This is a genomic window from Klebsiella sp. Lac1 (assembly GCF_009825425.1).
GTDB lineage: Bacteria > Pseudomonadota > Gammaproteobacteria > Enterobacterales > Enterobacteriaceae > Klebsiella > Klebsiella electrica.
Window position 1 is genome coordinate 380354 of sequence record NZ_VJZJ01000001.1, and the last position, 25739, is coordinate 406092.

The following is a 25739-nucleotide window of genomic DNA, read 5'->3' on the forward strand; positions in this document are numbered from 1 at the left end:
GAGGATCTATGAATCAGTGGGCCATTATCTGGTCAGCGCGCGACAGCTTTATTGCTGGCCTGATCGCTACGCTTGAGCTCTTCATTCTGGCCGCCGTTGTGGGGTTAGCGATTGGCATTGTGCTGTGCTACGTCACCGAATATCAAAAGCGCTGGCTTAACCGCGTGATTATCGCGTTTGTCAGCCTGATGCGCGCGATTCCGTTCTTAATCCTCGCCTATCTGCTCTATTACGGCCTGCCGGAAGTGGGGATCAGTATGGACGCCTGGACCGCAGGTCTGGTGGCGCTGATGATTTACCACGGCGCCTATTTCTTTGAAATTCTGCGTAGCCAGCGCCGGGTCTTCTCCGCCGGATATATTGAGGCCGCGGTGGCGCAAGGCTTTTCACGCTATCAAATATACCGGCGGATTATTTTGCCGAATATTGTCTCGTCGTCGCTGCCGCTGTTTGGCAACCAGCTGATTATTTGCCTGAAGGATACCGCTTTTCTCAGCATTATCACCGTGCAGGAAATTACCGCCGCCGCCAACAGCGTGCAGGCGACCTGGTTCATCCCGTTTAACGCTTTTATCGTCGCGATTGCACTCTACTGGGCGATCAGCATTTTGCTGGAGTTGCTGATTAAGCGACTTAGCGCCCACGGAGCCAGAAGAGGATTGAGTCATGTCTGATACCACTGCAGTAAGCATTAAAAACGTCTCCAAACAGTTTGATAATATTGAAGTGCTGCGTGACATCAATCTGACCGTTGAAAAGGGGTCGGTGGTCAGCATCCTGGGGTCGTCTGGTTCCGGTAAATCGACGCTGCTGCGTTGCATGAACTGGCTGGAACAGCCGGACCGTGGGGAGATTCATATCGGCGGCCAGCGGCTGGGGATTGATGAACAGAACGGCAAAGCCATGTCCCACCGTCAGCTGTCGAAGATTCGTGAGCGGGTGGGGATGGTGTTCCAGAGCTTTAACCTGTGGCCGCACCTGACCGTGCAGCAGAACGTCAGCGAAGCGCTGCTCCACGTCAAAGGGATGAAACGCGATGAAGCGTCTGCCATAGCCATACAGCAGCTGGAAAAGGTCGGGATGGCGCACAAAGCCGACGCCTGGCCGATTACCCTCTCCGGCGGGCAGAAGCAGCGGGTGGCGATTGCCCGTTCGCTGGCGATGTCGCCGGAGGTGATTCTGTTTGACGAACCGACATCGGCACTGGATCCCGAGCTGGTCAACGAAGTGTTGGGGGTGATGAAGGCGCTGGCGGCGGAGGGCTACACCATGGTAGTGGTGACTCATGAGATGGACTTTGCCCGTCAGGTATCGGATGAAGTGGTGTTTCTCGAAAAAGGGTTGTTGATTGAGAAAGCCCCGCCGGAGAAATTTTTCACCAACCCGGACTCCGAACGCGTCCGCCAGTTTTTGCAGAGCAGCCGCTAATCAGCGGCGGGCCCAATCATCTGCAGCCGATCTCCCCGGTCGCGCTACGCTTACCGGGGCTACGGGGCGTGCAGTCGGGTAGCCCGGATAAGGCGCTCACGCCGCCATCCGGGTGGTTTCCCGTCGGTGCCTGGAAATATCCCCCGGTGGCGCTACGCTGACCGGGGCTACAGGGCGTGCAGTCGGGTAGCCCGGATAAGGCGCTCACGCCGCCATCCGGGTGGTTTCCCGTCGGTGCCTGGAAATATCCCCCGGTGGCGCTGCGCTTACCGGGGCTACGGGGCGTGCAGTCTGGTAGCCCGGATAAGGCGCTCACGCCGCCATCCGGGTGGTTTCCCGCCGGTGCCTGGAAATATCCCCCGGTGGCGCTACGCTGACCGGGGCTACAGGGCGTGCAGTCGGGGAGGGGGGGAGATAAATCAGGCTGGTTTAACCTCAATCCCGGTCAATCGCGAATGGCTGCCAGGCCTGGCGCACCGGCATCACTTCTACACGGTTGATATTCATATGATCCGGCAGGGTGGCGATATAAAACATCTGCTCCGCGATATCCTGCGCACTCAGAGGGGTGGTACCGCGATACAGATTATCGGACGCCGCCTGGTCGCCTTTGGTGCGCACGAGGGTAAATTCGGTCTCGGCAATGCCCGGCGCCAGATCGGTCACCCGCACCCCGGTGCCGAGTAAATCGCAGCGCAGGTTGTAGCTGAACTGTTTGACAAACGCTTTGCTGGCGCCGTAAACATGGCTACCCGGGTAGGGCCACTGACCGGCAATAGAGCCGATATTGATGATGCTGGCGCCGGCACCGTGCTGAATCAGCGTCGGTAGCAGCGCGTGGGTGACGTTAACCAGGCCGGTCACGTTGGTGTCGATCATCGTTTTCCAGTCCTGCAGGTCGACCTTCTGCGCTGGCTGCGGCGCCAGCGCCAGCCCGGCGTTGTTAATCAGCGTTTTGATATCGGTAAAGGCGGCAGGCAGCCCGGCCACCGCGGCGGCAACGGCCTCGCTGTCGCGCACGTCCAGCTCGATAATATGTACCGGCACCAGCAGGCTCAGCCGGTCATACAGTTTTTGCAGGCGCGCCAGACGACGCCCGCTCAGCACCAGCGACCAGCCCGCCTCGGCAAACACCTGTGCCGCCGCCTCTCCAAAACCGGAGGTGGCCCCGGTAATAAACACTACGTTGTTGGTGGTCATTTCACTCTCCTGTGCGCATTGTTGCCCTCACTATAAAAACGCCGCGCGCGGCGACACAGGGCCAGTTGTCCTGTGGCGTTGTGACACGGTGTCACAACCTTTTCGAGCGACTGGCTCTATCCCTTTTACCGCCGGACGACCAATGATGAGGCGAACAACAATGACATCAGAGGGCAGGGTATGAAGCTGGCAATACAGAACGATGTAACGGTAAGCAACGATGACGTTCGCCAACTGGATCGCGCTTATGTTTTTCATTCGTGGTCGGTACAGGGCAACATCAACCCGCTGGTGATTGCCGGGGCCAGGGGCTGTGAATTGTGGGATTATGACGGTAAAACCTACCTTGATTTCAGCAGTCAACTGGTTAACGTCAATATCGGCTATCAGCACCCGCGCGTGCTGGCGGCGATGAAAGCGCAACTGGAGGAGCTGGTGACGATTGCGCCGGCGACCGCCAACCTCGCTCGCGGCGAAGCGGCGAAACGCATCGTCGAGCTGGCGCCGGAAGGCTTCAGCAAAGTGTTCTTCACCAATGCCGGGGCCGATGCCAACGAGAACGCCATTCGCATGGCGCGGCTGTACACCGGGCGCGATAAAGTGCTGTCGGCCTATCGTTCATACCACGGCAATACCGGCAGCGCGATCGCCGCCACCGGCGACTGGCGTCGTGTGCCGAACGAATACTCGCGCGGCCACGTGCACTTTTTCAACCCGTATCTCTATCGCAGCGAATTTAATGCCACCACCGAAGAGGAGGAGTGTCAGCGCGCGCTGGCGCATCTGCGCCGCATCATTGAGTGCGAAGGCCCTGGCGCCATCGCCGCGATTTTGCTGGAGTCGATTCCCGGTACCGCAGGCATTCTGGTGCCGCCTGACGGTTATATGCAGGGCGTGCGGGCGCTGGCCGATGAGTTTGGCATTGTGCTGATCCTTGATGAAGTGATGGCCGGGTTTGGCCGAACCGGCAGCTGGTTTGCCTTCGAGCAGGATGGCGTGGTGCCGGATCTGGTGACCTTTGCCAAGGGGGTTAATGCCGGGTACGTGCCTGCGGGCGGCGTGCTGATTAGCGATCCGATTGCCCGCTATTTTGACGATCACTTCTTTGCCGGCGGTCTGACCTATTCCGGCCATCCGCTGGCGATGGCGGCGATTGTGGCGACGATCGATGCCATGAAAGAGGAGAATATCGTGGAAAACGCGGCGCAGATGGGGAATCAGGTCCTGCGTCCGGGGCTGGAAGCGCTGGCGGAAAAACACGCCATTATCGGTCATGTCCGCGGCCGCGGCCTGTTCCAGGCGCTGGAGTTGGTTAGCGACCGTGAACGCAAAACGCCGTTAACCGCAGCGGATATGGCGGCGATTAAGGGGGCGTTAACCGAAGCAGGTCTGCTGACCTTTGTGGTGGAAAACCGCATTCACGTGGTGCCGCCATGCACCATCAGCGCCGGGCAGATTGCCAAAGGGCTGGCAATTTTTGACAGCGTATTCGCCCGCTTTACCGAGCTGGCGAAATAAACCAACGCGGGTCCCGGATAGCGGCGTAAACGCCTTATCCGGGCTACCTGACCGCACGCCCCTGTAGCCCCGGTCAGCGCAGCGCCACCGGGGAATATTACCGGGCACCTGCGGGAAACCACCCGGATGGCGGCGCGAGCGCCTTATCCGGGCTACCTGACCGCACGCCCCTGTAGCCCCGGTCAGCGCAGCGCCACCGGGGAATATTACCGGGCACCTGCGGGCAACCACCCGGATGGCGGCGCGAGCGCCTTATCCGGGCTACCCGACCGCACGACTCTGTAGCCCCGGTCAGCGTAGCGCCACCGGGGAATACTTCCGGGCACCTGTGGGCAACCACCCGGATGGCGGCGCGCGCGCCTAATCCGGGCTACCTGGCCGCACTCCCCTGTAGCCCCGGTAAGCGCAGCGCCACCGGGGAATATTACCGGGCACCAGTGGGCAACCACCCGGATAGCGGCGCAAGCGCCTAATCCGGGCTACCCGAGCGCACGCCCCTGTAGCCCCGGTAAGCGTAGCGCCTCCGGGGAATATTTCCGGGCACCTGTGGGAACCCACCCGGATAGCGGCGCAAGCGCCTAATCCGGGCTACCCGAGCGCACGCCCCTGTAGCCCCGGTAAGCGTAGCGCCACCGGGGAATATTTCCGGGCACCAGTGGGCAACCACCCGGATGGCGGCGCAAGCGCCTTATCCGGGCTACCCGACCGCACGACTCTGTAGCCCCGGTCAGCGCAGCGCCACCGGGGAATATTTCCGGACACCTGCGGGAACCCACCCGGATGGCGGCGCGTGCGCCTAATCCGGGCTACCCGACCGCACGCCCCTGTAGCCCCGGTAAGCGTAGCGCCTCCGGGGAATATTTCCGGGCACCAGTGGGCAACCACCCGGATGGCGGCGCGAGCGCCTAATCCGGGCTACCCGGCCGCACGCCCCTGTAGCCCCGGTAAGCGCAGCGCCACCGGGGAATATTACCGGACCCCTGCGGGAAACCACCCGGATAGCGGCGCGTGCGCCTTATCCGGGCTACCCGACTGCTCGCCCTGTAGCCCCGGTAAGCGTAGCGCCACCGGGGAATATTACCGGCCCCCGGCGGGAAACCACCCGGATGGCTGTTATGTCATCCGGTGTTCGCCCTGTATCAGCGCCTCGCGGTCAAAGAAGCGCTGAATGACCCCTTCGGCCATAAATGCCGCCCGATCTGACATATGCGCAATCACATCGGCATCATGGCTGACCAGCAGATAGGTCATGCCGTGCTCCTGCTTCAGCCGGTTCAGCAGATTGAGAATTTCCGCCTGCACCGACATATCCAGCGCCGAGGTGGGCTCATCTAACAGCAGGATCTGCGGGCGCAGCAGCAGCGCCCGCGCGATAGCCACGCGCTGGCGCTGGCCGCCGGAAAGCTGATGCGGATAACGACGCGCGGCGTCGGCGGGGAGCCCCACCTGTTGTAGCGCGGTAGCGACCCGCTGCTGGATAGCGTCGAGACCGTGAATTTTCAGCGGTTCAGCCAGGGTTCGCCACAGCGTATGGTTGGGGTGCAGAGAGGCATAGGGATCCTGAAACACCATCTGCACATTGCGGCGCAACTCGCCCTGAAAACGCACCCCGGGGGCTATCGCTTTGCCGAACAGCTGAACGTCGCCGCGCCACTCGCGCTGTAGCCCGGCGAGAACCCGCAGAATCGTCGATTTTCCGCAGCCGGAGGCGCCGATCAGGCTAAACGTTTCCCCGGCCTCAACGCGGAAGCTGGCAGCGGACACCGCCGTTTTTTCCGCAAAAATGACCTGCAATGCGTCGAGATTAACGACTGCCATGCGCCGCCTCCGTAAAGTCCTGCGTTCTGTCGAGAGTGGGCAGCATCTGGCCGTAGGTGCTCGCATCGGGACGACAGGTCCACAGCGTACGGGTGTAGGGATGCGTCGCCTGAGGCAGCTCGCGGGCGGGCATCTCATCGACCTGTGCGCCCTGATACATCACCAGCACCCGGTGGCAATGCTCCGCCACCAGCGGCAGATCGTGGCTAATCAGCAACATTGCCATTTGCCGCTGCTCGCACTGTTCCACCAGCAGTTCAAGGATCTGATTGCGCAGGCGGGAATCGAGCGCCGAGGTCGGTTCGTCGGCAATCAGCACTTTCGGGTTGTTCAACAGCGCGATGGCGATCATCACCCGTTGCCCCATTCCGCCGGAGAGTTCGCCGGGGTAGCGGCTGAGTACGGGTAAATCGAGGCCGACGGCGGCAACGGCAGCTTTCACCGCCTCCAGCCGCATGCGGCGGCTCAGGCGTTGATGCAGCGTTAAGGCCTCTTCCAGCTGTGCCTGAATGGTCTGCACTGGATTCAGCGCATAGCGCGGATCCTGCAAGACCATGGCGATATCGTTGCCGCGCAGCGCACGCCAGCGGCGAGCGTTGAGGGTCAGAAGATCGTGCCCCAGCACGTTCAGCGTTTCTGCGCTGACCACGCCCGGGCGACGCACCAGCCCCATCAGCGCGCGGGCGGTCATCGATTTGCCGGAACCGGATTCGCCCACCAGCGCCAGCCGCTCGTTGCCGAGCGTAAAGCTGAGGTTATTCACCACCCGGGCAGAGGGGTAGTCGATGCATAACCCCTGAACGGTGAGTCGGGTATCAGTCATGTTGCGGCTCCAGAACATCGCGCAGGCCGTCGCCCAGCAGGTTAAAGGCCAGGCTGGCTATCAGGATCACCGCCCCGGGCGCGGCGGCAATCCACCACTGATCGAAAATGACCTGCATTCCGTCGGCGATCATCGCCCCCCATTCCGCCATGGGCGGACGCGCGCCGAGACCGAGGAAACCGAGCCCGGCGGCGGCGAGAATAATGCCGGCGAGATCCAGCGCCAGGCGCACGATGGCGGAGGGCAGACACAGCGGCAAAATATGGCCAGTCAGCAGCCGCCAGCCGCGAATGCCCATCATCTCCGCCGCAGCCAGATAATCGCTATGGCGCAGGCGCTGAATTTCGCTGCGCGCCTGGCGAGCGTAGGCGGGCCAGGTGGTGAGCGCCAGCGCCAGCGCGCCGTTAACCAACCCCGGCCCCAGCATGGCGACAAAGGCAAAGGCGAGGATCAGGCGCGGCATTGACATCACCACGTCGGTAAACCGCATCAGAATACGCTCCAGCCAGCCGCCATAATAGCCGGAAAGAATCCCCACCAGCAGACCGGCGGGGAGCGTAATCAGAGTGACTAACGCCACCAGCCCCAGCGCCGGGCGCGCGCCGTAAATCAGGCGAGAGAGCAGGTCGCGGCCATAGCTGTCGGTGCCGAGCCAGTGCCGGGCATCGGGGCTTTGCAGACGAGCCGCGGCATCCTGCCAGTTGGGATCGAGCGGCGCCAGCCACGGCGCGAACAGCGCCACCAGCAGGAGCAGCGCGATAACGATCAGCCCGCAAAAGGCGGCGGGGGAGCGACGCAGACGACGCAAAAACAGATAAGCCGGCATCAGCGCACCCTCGGGTCGGTCAACCGCACCAGCAGATCGGTGAGGTTATTAATGAAGACAAAGCTGGCGCCAATCAGCAGCGTACCGCCCATGATCGCCGTGGTATCGCCGGCAAACAGCGCGGTAGTCAGGTAGCGGCCAATCCCCGGCCACGAGAAGACGGTTTCCGTCAGCACCGCGCCTTCCAGCATCGAGGTCCAGGCCAGAGCGATCACCGTCAGCAGAGTGCCGCGAATGTTGGGGAGCACGTGACGCAGCAGAATCGTCATTTCACTGGCCCCTTTGGCGCGCGCCAGCAGGATGTACTCTTTGTTCATCTCGCTGAGGCAGGCGGAACGCGTCAGGCGGGTGATGCTGGCCAGCGAATAGTATCCCAGCAGCAGCACCGGCAGCAGCAGATGGCCAATGGCGTTTTTGAACGCCTCTTTATCGCCGGAGAGCCAGGTATCAATCAGCACGAAGCCGGTCCGCGGTTCTACGGTATATTGATAGATATCGTCCAGTCGGCCGGGCCCCGGCGTCCACTGCAATTTGGCGTAGAACAGCGCCAGCATCAGCAGCCCGAGCCAGAAAATGGGAACCGAGTTGCCAATCAAGGTCAAGGTACGGACCGCCAGATCCCACGGGGAACCGGCGTAACGGGCGCACAGCACGCCGGCAATCACCCCGAACAGCGCCCCGACGATCAGCGCCAGGGTGGCCAGTTCGAGGGTGGCGGGAAAGGTGGCGAGCAGGTCGTGCAGTACCGGCTGTCCGGTGGAGCTGGCGGTGCCGAGGTCGCCGTGGGCCAGATTAACCAGATAGTGCCAGAACTGTACCGGCAGCGGGCGATCGAGCCCGAGCTGGTGGCGAACCTGATCGTAGGTCGACTGGCTGGCATGATCGCCGACGATTTGCAGCACCCGATCGACAGGTGAAAACGCGGAGAGGGCGAATGTGACGAGCAACAGCCCGAAGAGCGTGAGGAGCAGGGTAAGCAGCCCCTGTAGCACGCGCCTGGAAAAATGTGGCATGGAAGTCTCTTCATGCCGGGAGACGGCTTCGCCTTACCCGGCCTACAAAAAACGAGAACCCGGGCCGGGTAAGCGCAGCGCCACCCGGCAACAAGAGAAATTACTTGGTGACGTTATCGTACCAGACCATATCGGCGTTGAGGCCCTGCTGATAGCCTTTGACGTTATCGCGGACCACGATCTGCGTTTTCCCCTGATCAACAAATACATATGGCGAACTGCGCTGCAGCTCTTCCTGCATTTTTTTGTACAGATCGAGGCGTTTTGCCGGATCCGCTTCGGCGACCGCCGCCTGGGTTTCTTTATTCAGCTGCGGGATCTGCCAGCCGTTGAGACCGGCGACGGTGCTGGATTTGCCATCATTCCACGCAAAGGCGCTGGCGTTGGAGTGGGCGTCAAAATAGTCCGGGATCCACAGGCGAATCGCTGCCTGGTGCTGCTTCGCGCGCACGCGGGCATACACCTGGCTGCCCGCGGCCGGCAGCAGGTCAATCTTCACGCCGCCCTGGGCAAAGCTGGCCTGCATCGACTGGGCGATAGTAATGAACGGCGGTTTGTTCTCGACATCAAGAGTGAAGTGCGCGTCCTTAATCCCCGCTTTGGCGAGAATCGCTTTGGCCTTCGCCGGGTCAAATTTGAACGGATTATTATCCAGCGCCCCCGGCAGACCAACCGGCAGGAAGCTCTGATGTACAAAATACTGGCCCTTAAGCAGATCTTTGGTGATGCCGTCGTAGTCCACCAGCCAGCGCGCGGCTTCCCACAGGGCCGGGTTTTTCAGCAGCGGGTTAGCGCTGTTGCCGGTGTTGAACGCCAGGTAGTTCTGCTCGGCGGAAGGAATGCTCAGCACCTTAACGCCGGTTTTCCCCTGCAGGGTGGCTATCTGATCGGCGCCGAGATCGCGGGCGATATCGGCATCACCCTGTTGAATCAGCAGGCGGCGAGAGGCCGGATCGGGGACGTTTTTAATAATGATACTTTTCAGCTTCGGTGCGCCGGTAGGCGAGCTGTCGTTGGCCTCCAGCACGATGGCCTGATGCGGTTGATAGACGCGCATTTTGAACGCGCCGCTGCCCGCCGAGTGCATTTTCAGCCAGCTGTTACCGAAATCGTTATCTTTAACGTTCGGTGCCACCAGCTTCTCATCCACGATGGAGGCGATCGGCGTGGAGAGGATATTCAGCGCCACCGCCGGGCTGACGTCAGCGGTCCAGTGCAATTGCAGCGTATGGTCATCGACCTTTTTCAGCTGGCTGGCGATGTTGTCCGGCTGCCAGCCGAGGACGTTGAGGATAAACGCGGGGGACTTATTCAGCGTCACCGCGCGGGTGTAGGAGAAAATGATATCTTCCGGGCGCAGCGGATTGCCCGAGGCGAATCTGGCATCGGGCTTCAGCTTGATGGTCAGCGTTTTCGCCGCCGGGTCAGCCTGCCAGCTTTCGGCCAGAATCGGGGTGATTTTTTCAGGGTTATCGCGATCGGGCTGAACCAGGCGCTGATAGAGGCTCGGTACCGTCTGAATGCTGGAAAGCTCATTGGCTTCTGCCGGGTCGAGGCTGACGATGTCGTCGAGACCCTGGGCAACAACCAGGGTGGAGGGCGGTGTCGCAGCATGGACGGTGGCGGAGAGTGCGGTCAGCACCAGTAAAGACAGCAGTTTTTTGGTCATGTGCAATCCCTGAAAAAATGTTGTTTTGATTATTTATGCTTCGCTACGTTAGGCCGCTTCACCGCAGTCGTAAAGTCAAAATGCGGATAAGCTTATGCATAAAAAGAATAATTCATGGCGCTGGGTTATTAATCAAAATAAGCGGCGGCGCGCTTTCTGTCCGTCGCGCTTCTTGATATAACAATTTCATTACAATTCAACGGGGTGTGGGCATGCCGGAAATCAATCAATTTGGTCAGGTGGTGAATGATGTTGTCGCAGACTGGCAGGGGGCCAGAGTCCTGAAACGCACGCCGTTAAACGGGCGCTTTTGTCGGCTTGAACCGCTAGACGTTCAGCGCCATGCCGCCGCTCTGTTTGCCGCCTACGCGTTGGGGGATGAGAGCGACTGGACATGGCTGGCCAGCTCCTGCCCGACGAGCGTCGAAGCCACGGCCCACTGGGTGGCAGGTAAAGTCAACGATGACGCGCTGGTGCCGTTTGCGGTTATCGATCTGCAGACCGAGCGGGCGGTCGGGCTGGTCAGCTATATGGCCATCGATCGGGCAATGGGGACCGTTGAAATCGGCCATGTGACCTGGTCGCGGCAGATGAAGAATACGCCGCTGGGCACGGAAGCGGTGTGGCTGTTGTTGAAAAACGCCTTCGGGCAGGGCTATCGCCGGCTGGAGTGGAAATGTGATTCGATGAATATCGCTTCACGACGAGCGGCGGAGCGTCTGGGCTTTACCTGGGAGGGCTGTCTGCGGCAAAAAATGGTGCGTAAAGGGCGCACCCGTGACAGCGATCAGCTGTCGATCATTGATAGTGAATGGTCGGAGCGGGATGCGGTGCTGCGTGCATGGCTGGCGGTGGAGAATTTTGATGGTGAAGGGAGACAGGTGAAGCGACTGGAGGAGTTGCGCTCATAGCCGCTTGCTGGCAACGGGCGTTGTCCGGAGTTGCTCTGAATTGCCAGAAATTGCCAGAAATTGCCAGAAAGTGCCGCAGAATTGCCCGGCGGCGCTTCGCTTGCACGGGCCTACAGGGCTGGCACAGGCCTGAAGGTCCGGTCACCGGCACAGACCTGGTTTGTAGGCCGGGCAAGGCGCCAGCCGCCGCCCGGCAGAAGGGCAGGGGTGCCAGCACAATAGCCGGAGCCGCTTGTTATCGACCCCATATTGGCGTTGCCGCGGAATTGCCCGGCGGCGCTTCGCTTGCACGGGCCTACAGGCAGGCGCAAGCCTGAAGGTCCGGTCACCGGTACAGACCTGGTTTTGTAGGCCGGGCAAGGCGTCAGCCGCCGCCCGGCAGAAGGGCAGGCGCAGGCCTGAAGGTCCGGTCGCCGGTTTAGCGCGGATGCGCCGATATGTTCTGCTTACCAGCAGATAAACCCGCCATCGACGACCAAATCAACGCCGGTACAAAATGAGGCCACCGGGCTGGCGCTGAGGGGGGGAAGTGGCGGTGACCTGCAATGCCGCGCCATTTTTGGTTTCCCGCGCCAATGAACAGATCAAAGTCGATGTCTGTTACAATTACACCAACGTCAAATTATTTGGTCTGAATGCGGGAGCCAGCTATGGCAGGCTATTATCGCCCTCGCCAAAACAATCTGTTGAGCCCGGATGACGTTTCCCCCGTGCGGTTCTGACCGTGCGGGTTTCTTCCTTTATTACCGGTGTTGCGTCTGGCAAAGCGTGATGACGTAGGGCTCATCCAGCAGCCAATGTACCTGGAACACCTGCTGCGCAGTCCACAAAGTGGCGACCTCGCCCTGAATCCCGGTTATCCGAAAGTCCATAAACCCTGTTCCTGGCTGCTGTGCGAGAGGCAGGGCTTTAAATCCGCTCTCTTTCGCCGAAAAAGCCAGCGTCAGGGCCAGTGCAAAGGGCAGTCCGCTGGCCATCAGCACCGCGCGTTCCGGCGGACGAATAATACTGCTCTCCAGCTCCGCCGCCAGCGCGGGGGTAAAGACGTTTTCGATGTCGATCCCGACCGGTCGGTCGGCGACGACGGCCAGCGCGCGGGTGCCGCAGTGGCTGATGCTGCCAGACCACGGGGCAGGCCACAGCGGTTGCCGCTGGTCGCCGGTTCCGGGAACGCCTTTCACACCCGCCGCTTTCAGGGCGCAGGCCGCCGCGATACGTCCGGCAAGGTGTTCCATCTGTCGTTTTCTCGCGCAATTTGCCAGCTGCTGATGGTGGGGAAGCCACAGGATATCGTGAGGCGCAAAGGTGCCGGGGTCGAAATCAATCTGATGCAGCCGATGGCCGGCAAAAAGAAACGTGGAGTGTGTCGTTTGCATAGTGTCATCCTACGTCAGGATGCAGGTGAGGGGATAGCTTTGCGGTTGCCCCGTCAGGAGGCCAAATAGCCAGGCCGTCCTCCGGGGGAGAGCAGCCTGGGCTTCAGGCGTGTAATCAGAACTGCGTGTTGACGCTCATATACCAGGTCCGGCCCGATTCGTTATAGGTTTCGGCGCCCGCGCCGTACATATAAGCACCGGTCGTTGCGTTACCCGTTGTCTGCGCGTTACCCGCACGCCAGTGGCGCTTATCGAAGACGTTATCCACGCCGCCGGTCAGGCTGACATATTTGGTGACGTCCCAGGTCGCGCTCAGACCGAGGATGCTGTACGGGCTTACCTCGTTCTTCTCGCTGCCGGTGACCGGCTGACCTTTGTAGTTATACTTCTTCGGTTCCTGCTTGCCGTACCAGGTGAAGGTCGACTGCACGGAAACATCCTGGTATATCTGCCAGCTCAGGGTCGAGTTCAGCGTATATTGCGGAATAATCGACAGGCGGTCGCCGGTCTCTTTGTTCTTACTCTGCAACATCCAGGTGATGTTGTTGGTCCAGTTAACGGTGTCGCTAACCGGGACGTTCAATGTTCCTTCCAGGCCTTCGACCACCGCTTTCGGTACGTTTTCCCACTGGTAAATATCGGTTTTTACTTTACCCTTACCGGTCTGGGAGATTGGCGCGTAGCCGGCTTCAATCTTGTTGCGGTAGTCGTTACGGAACCAGGTTACCCCGGCCAGCCAGCCGTCGCGTTTAAACTCAAGGCCGATCTCTTTGTTGGTGCTGGTTTCCGCTTTCAGGTCATCGTTACCTAGCATATAGCAACCGACATTATCTGCGCTGGCGTAGCAGCCCTGGCCTTTACTGTACAGGAGATAGTTCGGGTTGGTCTGGTACAGGCTCGGCGCTTTATAGGCACGGCCGATGCCCATCTTCAGGGTAAAGTCGTCGCCCAGCCCTTGCGACAGATTCAGCGACGGGCTCCAGTTATTGCCGACGATGCTGTGGTGATCGAAACGCAGCGCCGGGGTCAACATAGTGGAGTCGGTTAGCTCAATGTTATCTTCGGCAAATAGTGAGAAGATCTCCGCCTGCGAATACGGGCTACGGTCATCACCCATGCCTGCAATCGGACCTCCCTGTAACGCCTGACCGTTAGAAGACATGTCCTTCATCCGCTGCTGGTTCCACTCGGTACCCAGCGTCAGGTTCTGATTGACCCACAGGTCAAACGGAACGCTGATTTCACTGTGCAACATCACGTCGGACAGGTCGATATCGCTAAACTTATCGCTGTTAAACAGGCCTTCCAGACCGCCAGCCAGCCCCTCGCCGAGACGTGAGTTACGGGTATGTTCGTACTGCGCCCAGTTGCTGGTGGTGATGCCGTTATCCCAGCCGCCGTTCCAGGTCATCGAGTAAGTCTGACGGTAGAGACGGTTGGTCTCTTTGCCGTAGTTTTTCTTCACCAGGCCGTTGCTGCTGTTATCGTTGTTGGTGTTCTGCGTATCCCCGGCATACAGGTTGCCCTGGCGGCTGTAGCCCGTTTCAAACTCCAGCGAGTTCATCGGCGCAAAGTCCCAGCGCACGACGCCGTTGATATTCTTGTTCTCCACCCCTTCGCGGCCGGCAGGCAGTGTATCGGTGTAAATCCCGGTACGTTCTGACTGATGGCCCTGGTTGATATCCCAGGCATCGGCCTGAGTTTTATCGAGATTCCCTGACAGGCGGAAGCTGAAGTCGCCGCCCAGCGGGCCGTTCAGGCTGAAGTTGGTGCGTTTGGTGGCGCCTTCATCTTTGTGCTCCGGGGCGTTCATGTAGGTGTTCCATGAACCGTGCCATTGGTTATCACCTTTTTTGGTGATGATATTGACCACGCCGCCCGCGGCGCCATTGCCGTAACGTACCGCCGCCGGTCCGCGAATGACTTCAATGCGCTCAATCAGCTCCGGTGGGACCCAGTTGCTATCGCCGCGGGTATCGCGCTCGCCTCGCCAGCCGAGGCGGATGGAGTTACGGCTGGTGACAGGCTTGCCATCAATCAGGATCAGGGTATTTTCCGGGCCCATGCCGCGGATATCAATCTGACGGTTGTTGCCGCGCTGGCCGCTGGTGGAGTTGCCGGTCAGGTTAACGCCCGGCATGGTGCGGATAATTTCGGAGACATCGCGAGCGGGGGGACGTTTACGAATTTCCTCGGCGGTGATCGTCGATACGCCCGGCGCCTGCAGGTTTTGTTCGGCGGCGGTGACCACCATCGTCTCTTCAGCGGCCGTTTTTTTACTCTCGGGGGTCTCTTCCGCGCACAGCGGGAAGGCAACCCCATAAATTCCCAGATTGACCAGCAAGGCCAGGGATTTGATCTTGTTATGCATTTTACGTCCTGCTTTCCGTTGCCGCATGCCCCTGAAACCCCTTCCCACCGGGAGGGGAGGCGGCAGAAATGTTGCCAGTAGAGAGCGAGGGCATTCCGTCGCCGACCAATTGGCCCTCTCTGACATGTGTAATCAGAAGTGGCTCTTCCCAAAGTGCGGTAATACGCTATTGCAAATGCAAATAGTTATCAATAATATTATCAATAAAAAATTACATTTATTGAGAAAAATCACGGTAAACATAGGGTTAATGACGGAATGCTAATAACAGGAAGTGATGGCTGGTGGCAGGGGATTTCCGGTCCGCAGACTGAGACCGTTGGCGATGGCTGCCAGGTGACCTTCTGGTGGCGGGATCCGGCGGGCAGCGAAGAGACCTCGCTGACGAAGCGAGTGTGGATTTACATCACCGGCGTCACCGACCATCATCAAAATGCCGTACCGCAAACCCTGACGCGCGTACCCGGCACCGATGCCTGGCAATGGCAAACCACGCTGTCGCCCGCCTGGCGCGGCAGCTACTGTTTTATTCCCTCCGAACGCGATGACGATTTTGCCCCTGAGATTTTTACCAGCGACAGTCCGGACCGGACGCTGCTGCGTGAAGGCTGGCGCAGGCTGCTGCCGCAGGCGATAGCCGATCCGCTAAACCCGCAAAGCTGGAAAGGCGGGCGCGGCCACGCGGTTTCGGCGCTGGAGCTGCCGCTGGCGCCGGAACAACCCGGCTGGTCGCTGCGCGATGAGCCTTATCAACCACCAGTGTGTATTGAATGGCACAGCGCCCGGCTGGGCAACTCGCGGCGGATATGGGTTTACACCACCGGTGAGGCCGATGCCGCAGAGCGTCCGCTGGCGCTGCTGCTTGATGGCCAGTTCTGGGCCGAAAGCATGCCGGTGTGGTCCGCGCTGGCCGGGCTGACGCGCGAGGCAAAACTACCGCCTGCGGTGTATCTGCTGATTGATGTTATCGACAACGAACACCGGAGCCAGGAGCTGCCCTGTCACGCTGATTTCTGGCTGGCGGTGCAGGAAGAGCTTTTGCCTCGGGTGCAGCAAATCGCGCCTTTTAGCGACCGCGCCGATCGCACCGTGGTCGCCGGGCAGAGCTTTGGCGGCCTGGCGGCGATGTTTGCCGCGCTGTACTGGCCGCAGCGCTTCGGCTGCGTGTTGAGTCAGTCTGGCTCCTACTGGTGGCCGCATCGCGGCGGCGCACAAAGCGGCCTGCTGATCGAACGCCTGAGCCAGGGCGTGCTCCGCCCGTACGGGCTGCGAATCTGGCTGGAGGCCGGAGAGCGTGAGCCGCTTATTTTTCGTGCCAATCAGGCGCTTTTATCGCGACTACAGCAGACACCGCAGACGATTTTCTGGCGTCAGGTTGACGGCGGACACGATGCGCTTTGCTGGCGCGGCGGGCTGACGGCTGGACTCATCCAGCTCTGGCAGCCGCTGAGCCGCGGGCAATAACAAAGTGCGCTTCAGATTCAACATCCTTCCGCTTACCCCGAGGCTGTGGCCTGGGCGAAAACCGCTGGCAGGGTGGCGAGTAAAGACAGGAGTTTGGTATGCAATTCAGCAACCCCTTCGATAATCCGCAAGGGCAGTTTTACATTTTGCGCAATGAACAGCAGCAATACAGCCTGTGGCCGCACCACTGCGCGCTGCCGCAAGGCTGGGTGGTGGAATGCCCGCCGCAGCCCTTAGCGGCGTGCAACGACTGGCTGGCGGTGAACTGGTCAACTCTTACCCCTGCGCATCATGCCGCCGCAAGGAGCCGGACATGAGCCCTCGTTTACCGCTGGTCGCGGCGCAGCCTGGGATCTGGATGGCGGAACGGCTCTCTACGCTGCCCGGCGCATGGAGTGTCGCTCATTATGTCGAGCTGCGCGGCCATCTTGATCCGGCGCTGCTGGGGCGGGCGATCGTCACCGGTCTGGCGCAGGCCGACACCCTCAGCCTGCGTTTTTGTGAAGAGAATGGCGAAGCCTGGCAATGGGTCGATGAGCATCCTGTCTTCGCTGAACCTGACTATTACGACCTGCGCGAGGCGCGCGATCCGCACGACGCCGCGCTGGCGTTAATGCAGGTCGACCTCGGACAGAATTTACGCGTGGACGGCGGCAACCCGCTGGTGTGTCACCAGCTGCTGCGGGTGGCGGATGACTGCTGGTACTGGTATCAGCGTTATCATCATTTACTGGTCGATGGCTTCAGTTTCCCCGCTATTACCCGCCAGATAGCGGCGATTTATCGCGCCTGGCAACGTGGGGAGGCGACGCCGGCGTCACCGTTTACCCCTTTCGCTGAGGTTGTTGACGAGTATCAGCGCTACTACGGCAGCGAGGCCTGGCAGCGTGATAAAGCGTTCTGGAGCGAACAGCGCAAAGCCCTGCCGTCACCGGCGTCGCTCTCTGCCGCGCCGCTGGCGGGACGGGCGACCAGTACCGATATCTGGCGCCTGAAGCTGGATCTGGATGCCGGCCTGTTCAGCCGCCTCGCCGCTGGCGCGCCGCAGTGTCAGCGCGCCGATCTGGCGCTGGCGCTGACCACCCTGTGGCTTGGCCGCTTATGCAACCGCATGGACTATGCCGCAGGCTTTATCTTTATGCGCCGGATGGGCTCGGCGGCATTGACTGCAACCGGCCCGGTACTGAACGTCCTGCCGCTGGCGGTACATATCGATGCGCAAGAGACGCTGGCGGAGCTGGCGCTGCGTCTCAGCGCCCGGCTGAAAAAAATGCGCCGCCACCAGCGCTACGACGCCGAACAAATCGTGCGCGATAGCGGCAAAGCGGCGGGCGATGAGCCGCTGTTTGGCCCGGTGCTCAATATTAAAGTCTTTGATTATGTTCTGGATATTGACGGTATCGAGGCGGTGACCCACACCCTGGCGACCGGCCCGGTAAACGATCTTGAACTGGCGCTGTTTCCGGATGAGTCCGGCGGACTGTCGCTGGAGGTGCTGGCGAACAAAACGCGCTATGACCAGGCCACGTTGCGCGCGCACGTGGCGCGTTTATCCGCGCTGCTGACCCAGTTTGCCGCCGATCCGGCGCTACGCTGCGGTGAGGCCAATCTGCTGTCGGCCGCCGAGACGGCGCAGCTGGCGCAGGTCAATGATACCAGCGTGGCGCTGCCGACGACGACGCTCAGCGCCCTGGTGGCGGAGCAGGCGGCGAAAACGCCGGATGCCCCGGCGCTGGCCGATGCCACCCGGCAATTCAGCTACCGGGAAATGCGCCAGCAGGTGGTGGCGCTGGCCCGACTGCTGGGTGAACGCGGGGTTAAGCCGGGCGATAGTGTCGCGGTGGCGCTTCCGCGTTCGGTATTCCTCACTCTGGCGCTGCACGGCATCGTCGAGGCCGGGGCGACCTGGCTGCCGCTGGATACCGGGTATCCTGACGATCGCCTGCGCATGATGCTGGAGGACGCCCGTCCGTCGCTGCTGATTACCGCAGACGATCAGCTGGCCCGTTTTAGCGCTATTCCGGGTCTGGAAACCCTGTGTTATCAGCAGCCGCTGGCGGCAGGCGATGACACTCCGCTGGCGCTCTCGCAGCCGGAGCATACGGCGTACATCATCTTTACCTCCGGCTCCACCGGGCGCCCGAAAGGGGTGATGGTCGGGCAAACTGCGATCGTGAACCGTCTGCTGTGGATGCAAAATCACTATCCGCTGACCGCCGAAGATGTGGTGGCGCAGAAAACGCCGTGCAGCTTTGATGTGTCGGTGTGGGAATTCTGGTGGCCGTTTATTACCGGCGCGCAGCTGGTGATGGCCGAGCCGGAAGCCCATCGCGATCCGCAGGCGATGCAGCAGTTCTTTACCCGCTACGGGGTCACCACCACTCACTTTGTACCGTCAATGTTGGCGGCGTTCGTGGCTTCGCTGGATGCTGAAAACGTGGCGACCTGCCGGACGCTGAAGCGCGTCTTCTGTAGCGGGGAAGCGTTACCAACCGACCTGTGCCGCGAGTGGGAAGCGTTGACCGGTGCGCCGTTGCATAACCTCTATGGCCCGACCGAAGCCGCGGTGGACGTGAGCTGGTATCCGGCCTGCGGGGCGGAGCTGGCGGCGGTCACCGGCAACAGCGTGCCGATCGGCTGGCCGGTATGGAATACCGGACTGCGTATTCTCGATGCCACTCTGCGGCCGGTTCCGCCGGGCGTCGCCGGAGATTTGTATTTGACCGGCATTCAGCTGGCGCAGGGGTATCTGGGCCGCCCGGATCTGACCGCTTCGCGCTTTATCGCCGACCCGTTTTCCGTCGGTGAACGGATGTACCGTACCGGCGACGTGGCGCGCTGGCTGGATAACGGCGCGGTGGAATACCTCGGGCGCAGCGACGATCAGCTGAAAATTCGCGGGCAGCGTATTGAGCTGGGCGAAATCGACCGCGTCATGTCTGCGCTGCCGGACGTTGCTCTGGCGGTGACCCACGCCTGCGTTTTCAATCAGGCGGCGGCGACCGGCGGCGATGCCCGCCAGCTGGTCGGTTACCTGGTGTCAGAGTCCGGGTTGCCGCTGGATACGACAGCGCTGAAAGCGCGTCTCGCCGAACAGCTGCCGCCGCATATGCTACCGGTGGTGCTGATTCAGCTGGCGGAACTGCCGCTGAGCGCCAACGGCAAGCTGGATCGCAAAGCGCTGCCGCTGCCGACGTTAGGCAGTGAACGCGGCGGTCGAGCGCCGGAGCCGGGGATCGAAACCACGGTGGCTGAGGCGTTCAGCCAGCTACTGGGTTGTGAAGTGAACGACATTGAAGCCGATTTCTTCGCCCTCGGCGGCCATTCGCTGCTGGCGATGCGCCTGGCGGCGCAGCTCAGCCGCGAGCTGGGACGTCAGGTGACGCCGGGGCAGGTGATGGTGGCCTCGACGGTGGGGAAACTGAGCGCGCAGCTGGGCTCCGATCTTAGCGATGAGCAGATGCAGCGCCTGGGCTTTGATGCGATTCTGCCGCTGCGCGTCAGCGACGGGCCGACGCTGTTTTGCTTCCATCCGGCGTCGGGTTTTGCCTGGCAGTTCAGCGTGCTGGCCCGCTATCTTCATCCGCGCTGGTCGATTACCGGCATTCAGTCGCCGCGTCCGGAAGGGCCGATGATGAACGCGACCAATCTCGATGAAGTGTGCGAACAACATCTGCAGACCTTGCTGGCGCAGCAGCCGCACGGGCCGTATTACCTGTTTGGTTATTCCCTCGGCGGGACGTTGGCGCAGGGGATTGCCGCCCGCTTACGCCAGCGCGGCGAAGCGGTGGCGTTCCTGGGCTTGCTGGATACCTGGCCACCGGAGACGCAGAACTGGGCGGAGAAAGAGGCTAACGGTCTGGACCCGGAGGTGCTGGCTGAGATTGAACGCGAGCGCGAGGCCTTTCTTGCCGCTCAGCAGGGGCAGGCTTCCGGCGAGTTGTTCCGCGTTATCGAGGGCAACTATGCCGATGCGGTTCGCCTGCTGACCACCGCGCATAGCGCGAAATTTGATGGCAAGGCGACGCTGTTTGTGGCGGAGAAAACACGCCAGGCGGGAATGGATCCGCAGGCGGTATGGGGCCCCTGGGTGGGCGAACTGGAGGTCTTTAGCCAGAACTGCGCCCACGTGGATATTATCTCCCCGCAGGCCTTCGCATCGATTGGTCCGGTCGTGCGGGAGATTCTGGGGTAAGGAGAGATACCCCCCGGGGTCGTAGCGCAAGCGCCTTACCCGGGCGGGCATTATTCCCGGGTCGCGGCGTAAACGCCTTACCCGGGCTATGGATTCTGCGCCGGTATTTTGCCGGGTGGTGCGACGCTGACCCGGTCTGGCGCTCGGCATTCGTCTCGTATTAACCTGCCCGAACGGGCGTTATTCCCGGGTCGCGGCGCAAGCTCCTTATCCGGACGGGCATTATTCCCGGGTGGCGGCGTAAACGCCTTACCCGGGCTACAATTCTGCGCCGGTATTTTGCCGGGTGGCGCGGCGCTGACCCGGCCTGGTGCTCGGCATTCGTCTCGTATTAACCTGCCCGGACGGGCATTATTCCCGGGTGGCGGCGTAAACGCCTTACCCGGGCTACAATTCTGTGCCGGTATTTTGCCGGGTGGTGCGACGCTGACCCGGTCTGGCGCTCGGCATTCGTCTCGTATTAACCTGCCCGGACGGGCGTTATTCCCGGATAAGGCGCAAGCGCCTTATCCGGGCGGGCATTATTCCCGGGTGGCGGCGTAAACGCCTTACCCGGGCTACGCCTTTGTGCCGGTATTTTGCCGGGTGGTGCGACGCTGACTCGGCCTGGTGCTCGGCATTCGTCTCGTATTAACCTGCCCGGACGGGCGTTATTCCCGGGTCGCGGCGTAAACGCCTTACCCGGGCTACGCCTCTGTGCCGGTATTTTGCCGGGTGGTGCGACGCTGACCCGGTCAGGCGCTCGGCATTCGTCCCGTAGGCCCGCGCAAGCGCAGCGCCGCCGGGCATCATGCCAGCCTGGCTCAGGTAGCCCGGCTAAGCGTAGCGCGAGCCGGGAGTGTGGCCGTCATGGAACTCGCTACCGGCGTCCCAGCGGCACCACCAGCGGGGTATGGGTGACCGGATCGTCGATGATCATGCAGCGCAGGCCATAAATCCGCTCGATCAATTCGGCGGTGACAATCTCTTTCGGCGCCCCTTCGGCGACGATTTTGCCGTCGCGCAAGGCAATCAAATGCGTTGCGTAACGGCAGGCCTGGTTAAGGTCGTGCAGCACCGCCGCCAGGGTATATCCCTTCTCGCGATTCAGCTCGCTCAGCAGCTCCAGCAGGTCGATTTGATGGCTGATATCCAGCCAGGTGGTGGGCTCGTCGAGCAGCATAATGGCCGTTTCCTGCGCCAGCACCATCGCAATCCAGGCCCGCTGCCGTTGCCCGCCGGAGAGCGTATCGACGCTTTGTCGCGCCAGGTCGGTTATTCCGGTCGCCCTCATGGCGCTGTTGACCGCGTCATCATCCTCTTTACGCCAGCGGGTAAACAGCGGCTGATGCGGATAGCGGCCGCGCGCCACCAGCTCCTGAACGGTAATATCCCCCGGCGTAGTGGCATTTTGCGCCAGCAGACCGATGCGTTTCGCCACCTCTTTGCTGGCATAGCGCTGGATCTGCTCACCGTCGAGATAAACATGGCCGCTGGCCGGCGTCATCAGGCGACTCAGGGTACGCAGCAGCGTCGATTTCCCGCAGCCGTTGGGGCCAATGATCGCGGTGAAATGGCCGTCCGGAATGGTCACATTCAGCGATTCGGCGATGGTCTTTTTGCCGTACGCCAGGGTTAGCTGGTCGCCGCGCAAACGGGTCGTTTCGGCGGTCATTTTTTGCGGGACTCCTGAATTAACAGCGCGATGAGATAGATGCCGCCGAGGCTGACGGTCACCACACCCACCGGTAATTGATAGGGCATAAACAGGCGCTGGGCGCTGTAGTCAGCCAGCGCCAGCAGCAGCGCGCCGCAGAGCGCCGATTGGGTTAATCCCCAGCGCGCGGTGCCGCTCAGGCGACGAGCGATATGCGGCGCGACCAGGGCGATAAACGAGATTGGCCCCGCCAGCGCGGTGGCGGCGGCGGTCAGCACCACGCCCACCAGCATCATCAGCAGGCGCGAACGTTCCACCCGCACGCCGAGCGCGCAGGCGGTATCGTCGCCCATCTCCAGCAGGCGCATGCGCCGCGCCAGCAGCGCCGCCGCGACCAGCATCAGCACAATCAGCGGCGCGGAGGGCCAGGTTTTCCCCCAGGTCAGGCCATTGAGCGAACCGGCATTCCACAGCCCGGCGGAGAGGGCGGTCTCCAGCGAGGCGCGTAGCAGCAGCCAGGTATTGAAGGCCACCAGCATGGCGCGAACGCCGATGCCGATAATAATCAGGCGGAACGTTTCGATGCCGTTGCGCCAGGCCAGCAGCCAGACCACCAGCGCGGTCAGCACGCCGCCGGTCATCGCCGCCAGCGCAATCGCCGTCAGGTTCTGGCCGAACATCACCATCGCCACCAGCACGCCGCTCCAGGCACCGGTATTGAAGCCCATCACATCCGGGCTGCCCAGCGGGTTGCGCATCAGCGACTGAAAAATGGCGCCGCTGACGCCAAGTCCCGCGCCGATCAGCAGCGCCATCAGCACCCGCGGCAACCGCCATTCGGTGACCACCATGGTGATATTGCGCGGCGCATCGCCCAGCAGAGCGGAAAGCACCTGCCTGACGCTTAACGGCACCAGGCCGCTGCCGAGTCCCCAAAGGGAGACCAGCAGGCTGGCGGCCAGCAGAATCAGGCAACTGAGCAGCAGTCGGCGGGAGGGGGCTATCATATTGCACCTCCGCGCGGCTGACGGCGCACCAGCCAAATCAGCACCGGCGCACCGATAAAGGCGCTGACTACCGAGACTCGCAGTTCGCCGGGAACCAGCAGGCGCCCCAATACATCGGCAAACAGCAGCAGGGCAGGGGTAGCCAGCAGGGTCACCGGCAGCGACCAGCGATGGTCGGCGCCCACCAGCCAGCGCGACATATGCGGCATCATCAGGCCGATAAAGGCGATGGGGCCAACCACCGCCGTGGCGCTACCGCAGAGCACGGTAATCGCCAGCAGGCCGATGACCTGAGTACGGGCGACCCGACTGCCGAGGGCGGTGGCGGTATCGTTGCCGAGACTCAGGCTGTTCAACGCCCGACTTAACAGCAGAGCCACGGCGGCGGCAAGCACTACCGGCAGGAGGACGATTTTCAGCGTCTGCAGGGTGCGGATATCCAGCGAGCCGGCCTGCCAGAAACGTAGCTGGTCATAAACATCGGGATTGAGGAGCGCAATCCCGTTGGAGAGCCCCTCCAGCACGGCGGCCAGCGCCACACCGGCTAGCGTCAGGCGAACCGGGCTGAGCTGGCCGCCGCCCTGACTGCCGGTAAAGGCCACCAGCAGCGAGGCGCCAAACGCGCCGCAAAACGACATTAGCAGTTGTTCCTGCGGGGAGTGGATGCCAAACAGCGCGGCGCCCAGCACAATCGCGAAGCTGGCGCCGGAGTTCACCCCGAGAATGCCGGGGTCGGCAAGGGGATTACGCGTCAGAGTCTGCATCAGCGATCCTGCCAGGCCCAGCGCGGCGCCGGCCAGCAGTCCCGCCAGGGTTCGCGGCAGCCGGGCGTCCAGCACGATAGTGCAGTCGGCGCTCTGGCAGGTACCGGAGAAAGCCTCCACGACGACGCGCAATGGAAGAGGTCTGGCGCCAATCAGCAGGCTGAGAGCGATAGCAAAGGCTAAGACGAGTAACAGACCCGGTACGGCGACGGCGCGCACCGTGGTCGTAGAAAACGACATAATTCACATCCCTGACATGATAATGATAGTAATTATCGTTATCGATTCTATTCAGTTATGTTAGCATGGCGGCCCACAAGAATGGTATACGCAAAATCATTCAGAATGCATCGCGGCGGCAAACGCACGCTTGCCTGGAAGCATCGCTAACCGTATGACCGGGCTAAGGAAGCGCAGCCCGTAAAGACGCAGGCTGAACGATCGCGCGTTGATGGAAAAGAATAACAAGGCGCTGTCATGAACCGACAATCCCGGCTGCTGAATCTCAGTCTGCTGCAAACTCATCCGGCGTTTCGCGCCGTCTTTATCGCCCGTTTTATCTCGATCCTGTCGCTCGGCCTGCTGGGTGTGGCGATCCCGGTCCAAATCCAGATGATGACCCACTCTACCTGGCAGGTGGGGCTCTCGGTCACCTTGACCGGCTGCTCGATGTTTGTTGGCCTGATGGTCGGTGGTGTGCTGGCGGATCGCTATGAGCGGAAACGGTTGATTCTGCTGGCGCGGGGGACCTGCGGCGTGGGCTTTGTCGGTCTGTGCCTCAACGCGCTGCTGCCTGAGCCGTCGCTACTCGCCATCTATCTGCTGGGGATCTGGGACGGTTTTTTTGCTTCGCTGGGCGTGACGGCACTGCTGGCGGCGACACCCGCGCTGGTCGGGCGTGAGAATCTGATGCAGGCCGGGGCGATCACCATGCTGACGGTGCGCCTGGGATCGGTGATTTCGCCGATGATCGGCGGTCTGCTGCTGGCCACCGGCGGCGTGGCCTGGAACTATGGCCTGGCGGCGGCGGGCACGTTTATCACCACTCTGACCCTGCTGCGTCTGCCGCTGCTACCACCGCCTCCTCAGCCGCGGGAACATCCGCTCAAGTCGCTGCTGGCGGGACTGAAGTTCCTCTTCAATAGCCCGCTGATTGGCGGGATTGCCCTGCTGGGCGGTCTGCTGACCATGGCGAGCGCGGTGCGGGTGCTTTACCCGGCGCTGGCCGACGGCTGGCAGATGTCGGCCTCGCAGATTGGTTTGCTGTATGCCGCTATTCCGCTGGGGGCAGCGCTGGGGGCGTTGACCAGCGGTCAGCTGGCGCAAACGGCGAAACCGGGCGCTTTGATGCTGATGACCACGGTCGGCTCATTTGTCGCCATTGCGCTGTTCAGCCTGATGCCGGTCTGGGCACTGGGCGCGCTGTGTCTGGCGCTGTTTGGCTGGCTGAGCGCGATCAGCTCGCTGTTGCAGTACACCCTGATTCAGACCCAGACGCCGGAAGCGATGCTCGGGCGGATTAACGGCCTGTGGACCGCGCAGAACGTTACTGGCGATGCCATTGGCGCCGCGTTGCTCGGCGGGCTGGGGGCGATGATGACCCCGGTCGCGTCGGCGAGCGCCAGCGGTTGGGCGCTGGTGATTGTCGGCATAATACTGATGGGGCTGCTGGGAGAGCTGCGTCGTTTCCAGCGTCCTGAGGCGGTCAGCGAAAGTTAAA

At 61.6% G+C, this 25739-nt stretch carries 21 protein-coding genes and 1 pseudogene; 11 read left to right on the forward strand and 11 right to left on the reverse strand.

The features are described 5' to 3' along the window. Positions 1-8 precede the first annotated feature (8 nt). From FNY10_RS01755 to FNY10_RS01765, 3 genes are all read left to right on the forward strand, one after another. On the forward strand, positions 9-674 hold the full coding sequence (locus FNY10_RS01755) for an amino acid ABC transporter permease (RefSeq protein WP_141965134.1): 666 nt from the start codon (positions 9-11) through the stop codon (positions 672-674). Then, on the forward strand, positions 667-1428 hold the full coding sequence (locus tag FNY10_RS01760) for an amino acid ABC transporter ATP-binding protein (RefSeq protein WP_131047607.1): 762 nt from the start codon (positions 667-669) through the stop codon (positions 1426-1428). The genes FNY10_RS01755 and FNY10_RS01760 overlap by 8 nt, the downstream gene beginning before the upstream one ends. Before the next feature lie 176 nt (positions 1429-1604). After that, positions 1605-1805, forward strand: a complete 201-nt coding sequence (locus tag FNY10_RS01765; RefSeq protein WP_160702065.1) for a hypothetical protein — start codon at positions 1605-1607, stop codon at positions 1803-1805. 58 nt (positions 1806-1863) lie between these two features. Here FNY10_RS01765 and FNY10_RS01770 read toward each other — a convergent pair whose 3' ends face one another. Then, positions 1864-2628 carry an SDR family NAD(P)-dependent oxidoreductase gene (locus tag FNY10_RS01770; RefSeq protein ID WP_160702063.1) on the reverse strand — a complete coding sequence of 255 codons (765 nt, stop codon included), beginning with the start codon at positions 2626-2628 and terminating at the stop codon, positions 1864-1866. A gap of 180 nt (positions 2629-2808) precedes the next feature. Between FNY10_RS01770 and FNY10_RS01775 the strand changes: the two genes are divergently transcribed. Together FNY10_RS01775 and FNY10_RS01780 are read left to right on the forward strand one after the other, a co-directional pair. Next, on the forward strand, positions 2809-4146 hold the full coding sequence (locus FNY10_RS01775) for an aspartate aminotransferase family protein (protein WP_160702061.1): 1338 nt from the start codon (positions 2809-2811) through the stop codon (positions 4144-4146). 126 nt (positions 4147-4272) lie between these two features. Continuing rightward, entirely contained in the window at positions 4273-4431 is a 159-nt protein-coding gene (locus tag FNY10_RS01780; protein ID WP_160702059.1) for a hypothetical protein, read from the forward strand. A gap of 828 nt (positions 4432-5259) precedes the next feature. Here the strand turns inward: FNY10_RS01780 and FNY10_RS01785 are convergent. The 5 genes from FNY10_RS01785 to FNY10_RS01805 form a co-directional block, all read right to left on the reverse strand. After that, positions 5260-5964 carry an ABC transporter ATP-binding protein gene (locus FNY10_RS01785; protein ID WP_131047610.1) on the reverse strand — a complete coding sequence of 235 codons (705 nt, stop codon included), beginning with the start codon at positions 5962-5964 and terminating at the stop codon, positions 5260-5262. Next, on the reverse strand, positions 5951-6787 hold the full coding sequence (locus tag FNY10_RS01790) for an ABC transporter ATP-binding protein (RefSeq protein ID WP_160702058.1): 837 nt from the start codon (positions 6785-6787) through the stop codon (positions 5951-5953). The genes FNY10_RS01785 and FNY10_RS01790 overlap by 14 nt, the downstream gene beginning before the upstream one ends. Then, positions 6780-7613 (reverse strand): ABC transporter permease, encoded by an 834-nt coding sequence (locus FNY10_RS01795; RefSeq protein ID WP_100686211.1) that lies wholly within the window; start codon positions 7611-7613, stop codon positions 6780-6782. Before FNY10_RS01795 ends, FNY10_RS01790 begins: the two co-directional genes overlap by 8 nt. Next, a complete protein-coding gene (locus FNY10_RS01800; protein ID WP_131047612.1) occupies positions 7613-8626 on the reverse strand; it encodes an ABC transporter permease in 1014 nt (337 codons plus the stop codon). The genes FNY10_RS01795 and FNY10_RS01800 overlap by 1 nt, the downstream gene beginning before the upstream one ends. A gap of 100 nt (positions 8627-8726) precedes the next feature. After that, positions 8727-10295 carry an ABC transporter substrate-binding protein gene (locus FNY10_RS01805; RefSeq protein ID WP_160702056.1) on the reverse strand — a complete coding sequence of 523 codons (1569 nt, stop codon included), beginning with the start codon at positions 10293-10295 and terminating at the stop codon, positions 8727-8729. Positions 10296-10507: 212 nt separating this feature from the next. On the opposite strand from FNY10_RS01805, the gene FNY10_RS01810 reads away from it, so the two are divergent. Further along, positions 10508-11206 carry a GNAT family N-acetyltransferase gene (locus FNY10_RS01810; RefSeq protein WP_131047614.1) on the forward strand — a complete coding sequence of 233 codons (699 nt, stop codon included), beginning with the start codon at positions 10508-10510 and terminating at the stop codon, positions 11204-11206. A 520-nt stretch (positions 11207-11726) separates the two neighbouring features. Continuing rightward, positions 11727-11873: pseudogene (locus FNY10_RS01815) on the forward strand (transketolase family protein); the annotation flags it as partial. A 76-nt stretch (positions 11874-11949) separates the two neighbouring features. Here the strand turns inward: FNY10_RS01815 and entD are convergent. Then, a complete protein-coding gene (gene entD / locus FNY10_RS01820) occupies positions 11950-12582 on the reverse strand; it encodes an enterobactin synthase subunit EntD (RefSeq protein WP_160702054.1) in 633 nt (210 codons plus the stop codon). A gap of 115 nt (positions 12583-12697) precedes the next feature. Continuing rightward, on the reverse strand, positions 12698-14953 hold the full coding sequence (locus FNY10_RS01825) for a FepA family TonB-dependent siderophore receptor (RefSeq protein WP_160702052.1): 2256 nt from the start codon (positions 14951-14953) through the stop codon (positions 12698-12700). Positions 14954-15172: 219 nt separating this feature from the next. Between FNY10_RS01825 and fes the strand changes: the two genes are divergently transcribed. From fes to entF, 3 genes are all read left to right on the forward strand, one after another. Further along, positions 15173-16417, forward strand: coding sequence for an enterochelin esterase (gene fes / locus FNY10_RS01830; RefSeq protein WP_416309021.1), 1245 nt, complete (start codon positions 15173-15175; stop codon positions 16415-16417). A 98-nt stretch (positions 16418-16515) separates the two neighbouring features. Continuing rightward, positions 16516-16734, forward strand: a complete 219-nt coding sequence (locus FNY10_RS01835; protein WP_131047618.1) for an MbtH family protein — start codon at positions 16516-16518, stop codon at positions 16732-16734. After that, a complete protein-coding gene (gene entF, locus FNY10_RS01840; RefSeq protein WP_160702048.1) occupies positions 16731-20612 on the forward strand; it encodes an enterobactin non-ribosomal peptide synthetase EntF in 3882 nt (1293 codons plus the stop codon). The genes FNY10_RS01835 and entF overlap by 4 nt, the downstream gene beginning before the upstream one ends. An 859-nt stretch (positions 20613-21471) precedes the next feature. On the opposite strand, the gene fepC is transcribed toward entF, so the two are convergent. From fepC to fepD, 3 genes are read right to left on the reverse strand one after another with little or no spacing between them, the layout of a single operon-like run. Beyond that, positions 21472-22266 (reverse strand): iron-enterobactin ABC transporter ATP-binding protein, encoded by a 795-nt coding sequence (gene fepC, locus FNY10_RS01845; RefSeq protein WP_141965122.1) that lies wholly within the window; start codon positions 22264-22266, stop codon positions 21472-21474. Then, positions 22263-23255 (reverse strand): iron-enterobactin ABC transporter permease, encoded by a 993-nt coding sequence (fepG, locus tag FNY10_RS01850; protein WP_160702046.1) that lies wholly within the window; start codon positions 23253-23255, stop codon positions 22263-22265. Before fepG ends, fepC begins: the two co-directional genes overlap by 4 nt. Next, on the reverse strand, positions 23252-24259 hold the full coding sequence (gene fepD / locus FNY10_RS01855; RefSeq protein WP_131047622.1) for a Fe(3+)-siderophore ABC transporter permease: 1008 nt from the start codon (positions 24257-24259) through the stop codon (positions 23252-23254). Before fepD ends, fepG begins: the two co-directional genes overlap by 4 nt. A gap of 237 nt (positions 24260-24496) precedes the next feature. Here fepD and entS point away from each other — a divergent pair, with 237 nt between their 5' ends. After that, on the forward strand, positions 24497-25738 hold the full coding sequence (gene entS, locus FNY10_RS01860; protein ID WP_160702044.1) for an enterobactin transporter EntS: 1242 nt from the start codon (positions 24497-24499) through the stop codon (positions 25736-25738). Position 25739 lies beyond the last annotated feature (1 nt).

What these genes read in the sequence shown, in the direction of transcription:
- fepC (WP_141965122.1), bottom strand. Translation starts at nt 22,266, where the DNA reads ATGACCGCCGAAACGACCCGTTTGCGCGGCGACCAGCTAACCCTGGCG.
- FNY10_RS01805 (WP_160702056.1), bottom strand. Translation starts at nt 10,295, where the DNA reads ATGACCAAAAAACTGCTGTCTTTACTGGTGCTGACCGCACTCTCCGCC.
- FNY10_RS01780 (WP_160702059.1), top strand. Translation starts at nt 4,273, where the DNA reads ATGGCGGCGCGAGCGCCTTATCCGGGCTACCTGACCGCACGCCCCTGT.
- entS (WP_160702044.1), top strand. Translation starts at nt 24,497, where the DNA reads ATGAACCGACAATCCCGGCTGCTGAATCTCAGTCTGCTGCAAACTCAT.
- FNY10_RS01835 (WP_131047618.1), top strand. Translation starts at nt 16,516, where the DNA reads ATGCAATTCAGCAACCCCTTCGATAATCCGCAAGGGCAGTTTTACATT.
- FNY10_RS01760 (WP_131047607.1), top strand. Translation starts at nt 667, where the DNA reads ATGTCTGATACCACTGCAGTAAGCATTAAAAACGTCTCCAAACAGTTT.
- entF (WP_160702048.1), top strand. Translation starts at nt 16,731, where the DNA reads ATGAGCCCTCGTTTACCGCTGGTCGCGGCGCAGCCTGGGATCTGGATG.
- FNY10_RS01790 (WP_160702058.1), bottom strand. Translation starts at nt 6,787, where the DNA reads ATGACTGATACCCGACTCACCGTTCAGGGGTTATGCATCGACTACCCC.
- FNY10_RS01785 (WP_131047610.1), bottom strand. Translation starts at nt 5,964, where the DNA reads ATGGCAGTCGTTAATCTCGACGCATTGCAGGTCATTTTTGCGGAAAAA.
- FNY10_RS01770 (WP_160702063.1), bottom strand. Translation starts at nt 2,628, where the DNA reads ATGACCACCAACAACGTAGTGTTTATTACCGGGGCCACCTCCGGTTTT.
- FNY10_RS01810 (WP_131047614.1), top strand. Translation starts at nt 10,508, where the DNA reads ATGCCGGAAATCAATCAATTTGGTCAGGTGGTGAATGATGTTGTCGCA.
- entD (WP_160702054.1), bottom strand. Translation starts at nt 12,582, where the DNA reads ATGCAAACGACACACTCCACGTTTCTTTTTGCCGGCCATCGGCTGCAT.
- FNY10_RS01755 (WP_141965134.1), top strand. Translation starts at nt 9, where the DNA reads ATGAATCAGTGGGCCATTATCTGGTCAGCGCGCGACAGCTTTATTGCT.
- fepG (WP_160702046.1), bottom strand. Translation starts at nt 23,255, where the DNA reads ATGATAGCCCCCTCCCGCCGACTGCTGCTCAGTTGCCTGATTCTGCTG.
- FNY10_RS01800 (WP_131047612.1), bottom strand. Translation starts at nt 8,626, where the DNA reads ATGCCACATTTTTCCAGGCGCGTGCTACAGGGGCTGCTTACCCTGCTC.
- fepD (WP_131047622.1), bottom strand. Translation starts at nt 24,259, where the DNA reads ATGTCGTTTTCTACGACCACGGTGCGCGCCGTCGCCGTACCGGGTCTG.
- FNY10_RS01795 (WP_100686211.1), bottom strand. Translation starts at nt 7,613, where the DNA reads ATGCCGGCTTATCTGTTTTTGCGTCGTCTGCGTCGCTCCCCCGCCGCC.
- FNY10_RS01775 (WP_160702061.1), top strand. Translation starts at nt 2,809, where the DNA reads ATGAAGCTGGCAATACAGAACGATGTAACGGTAAGCAACGATGACGTT.
- FNY10_RS01825 (WP_160702052.1), bottom strand. Translation starts at nt 14,953, where the DNA reads ATGCATAACAAGATCAAATCCCTGGCCTTGCTGGTCAATCTGGGAATT.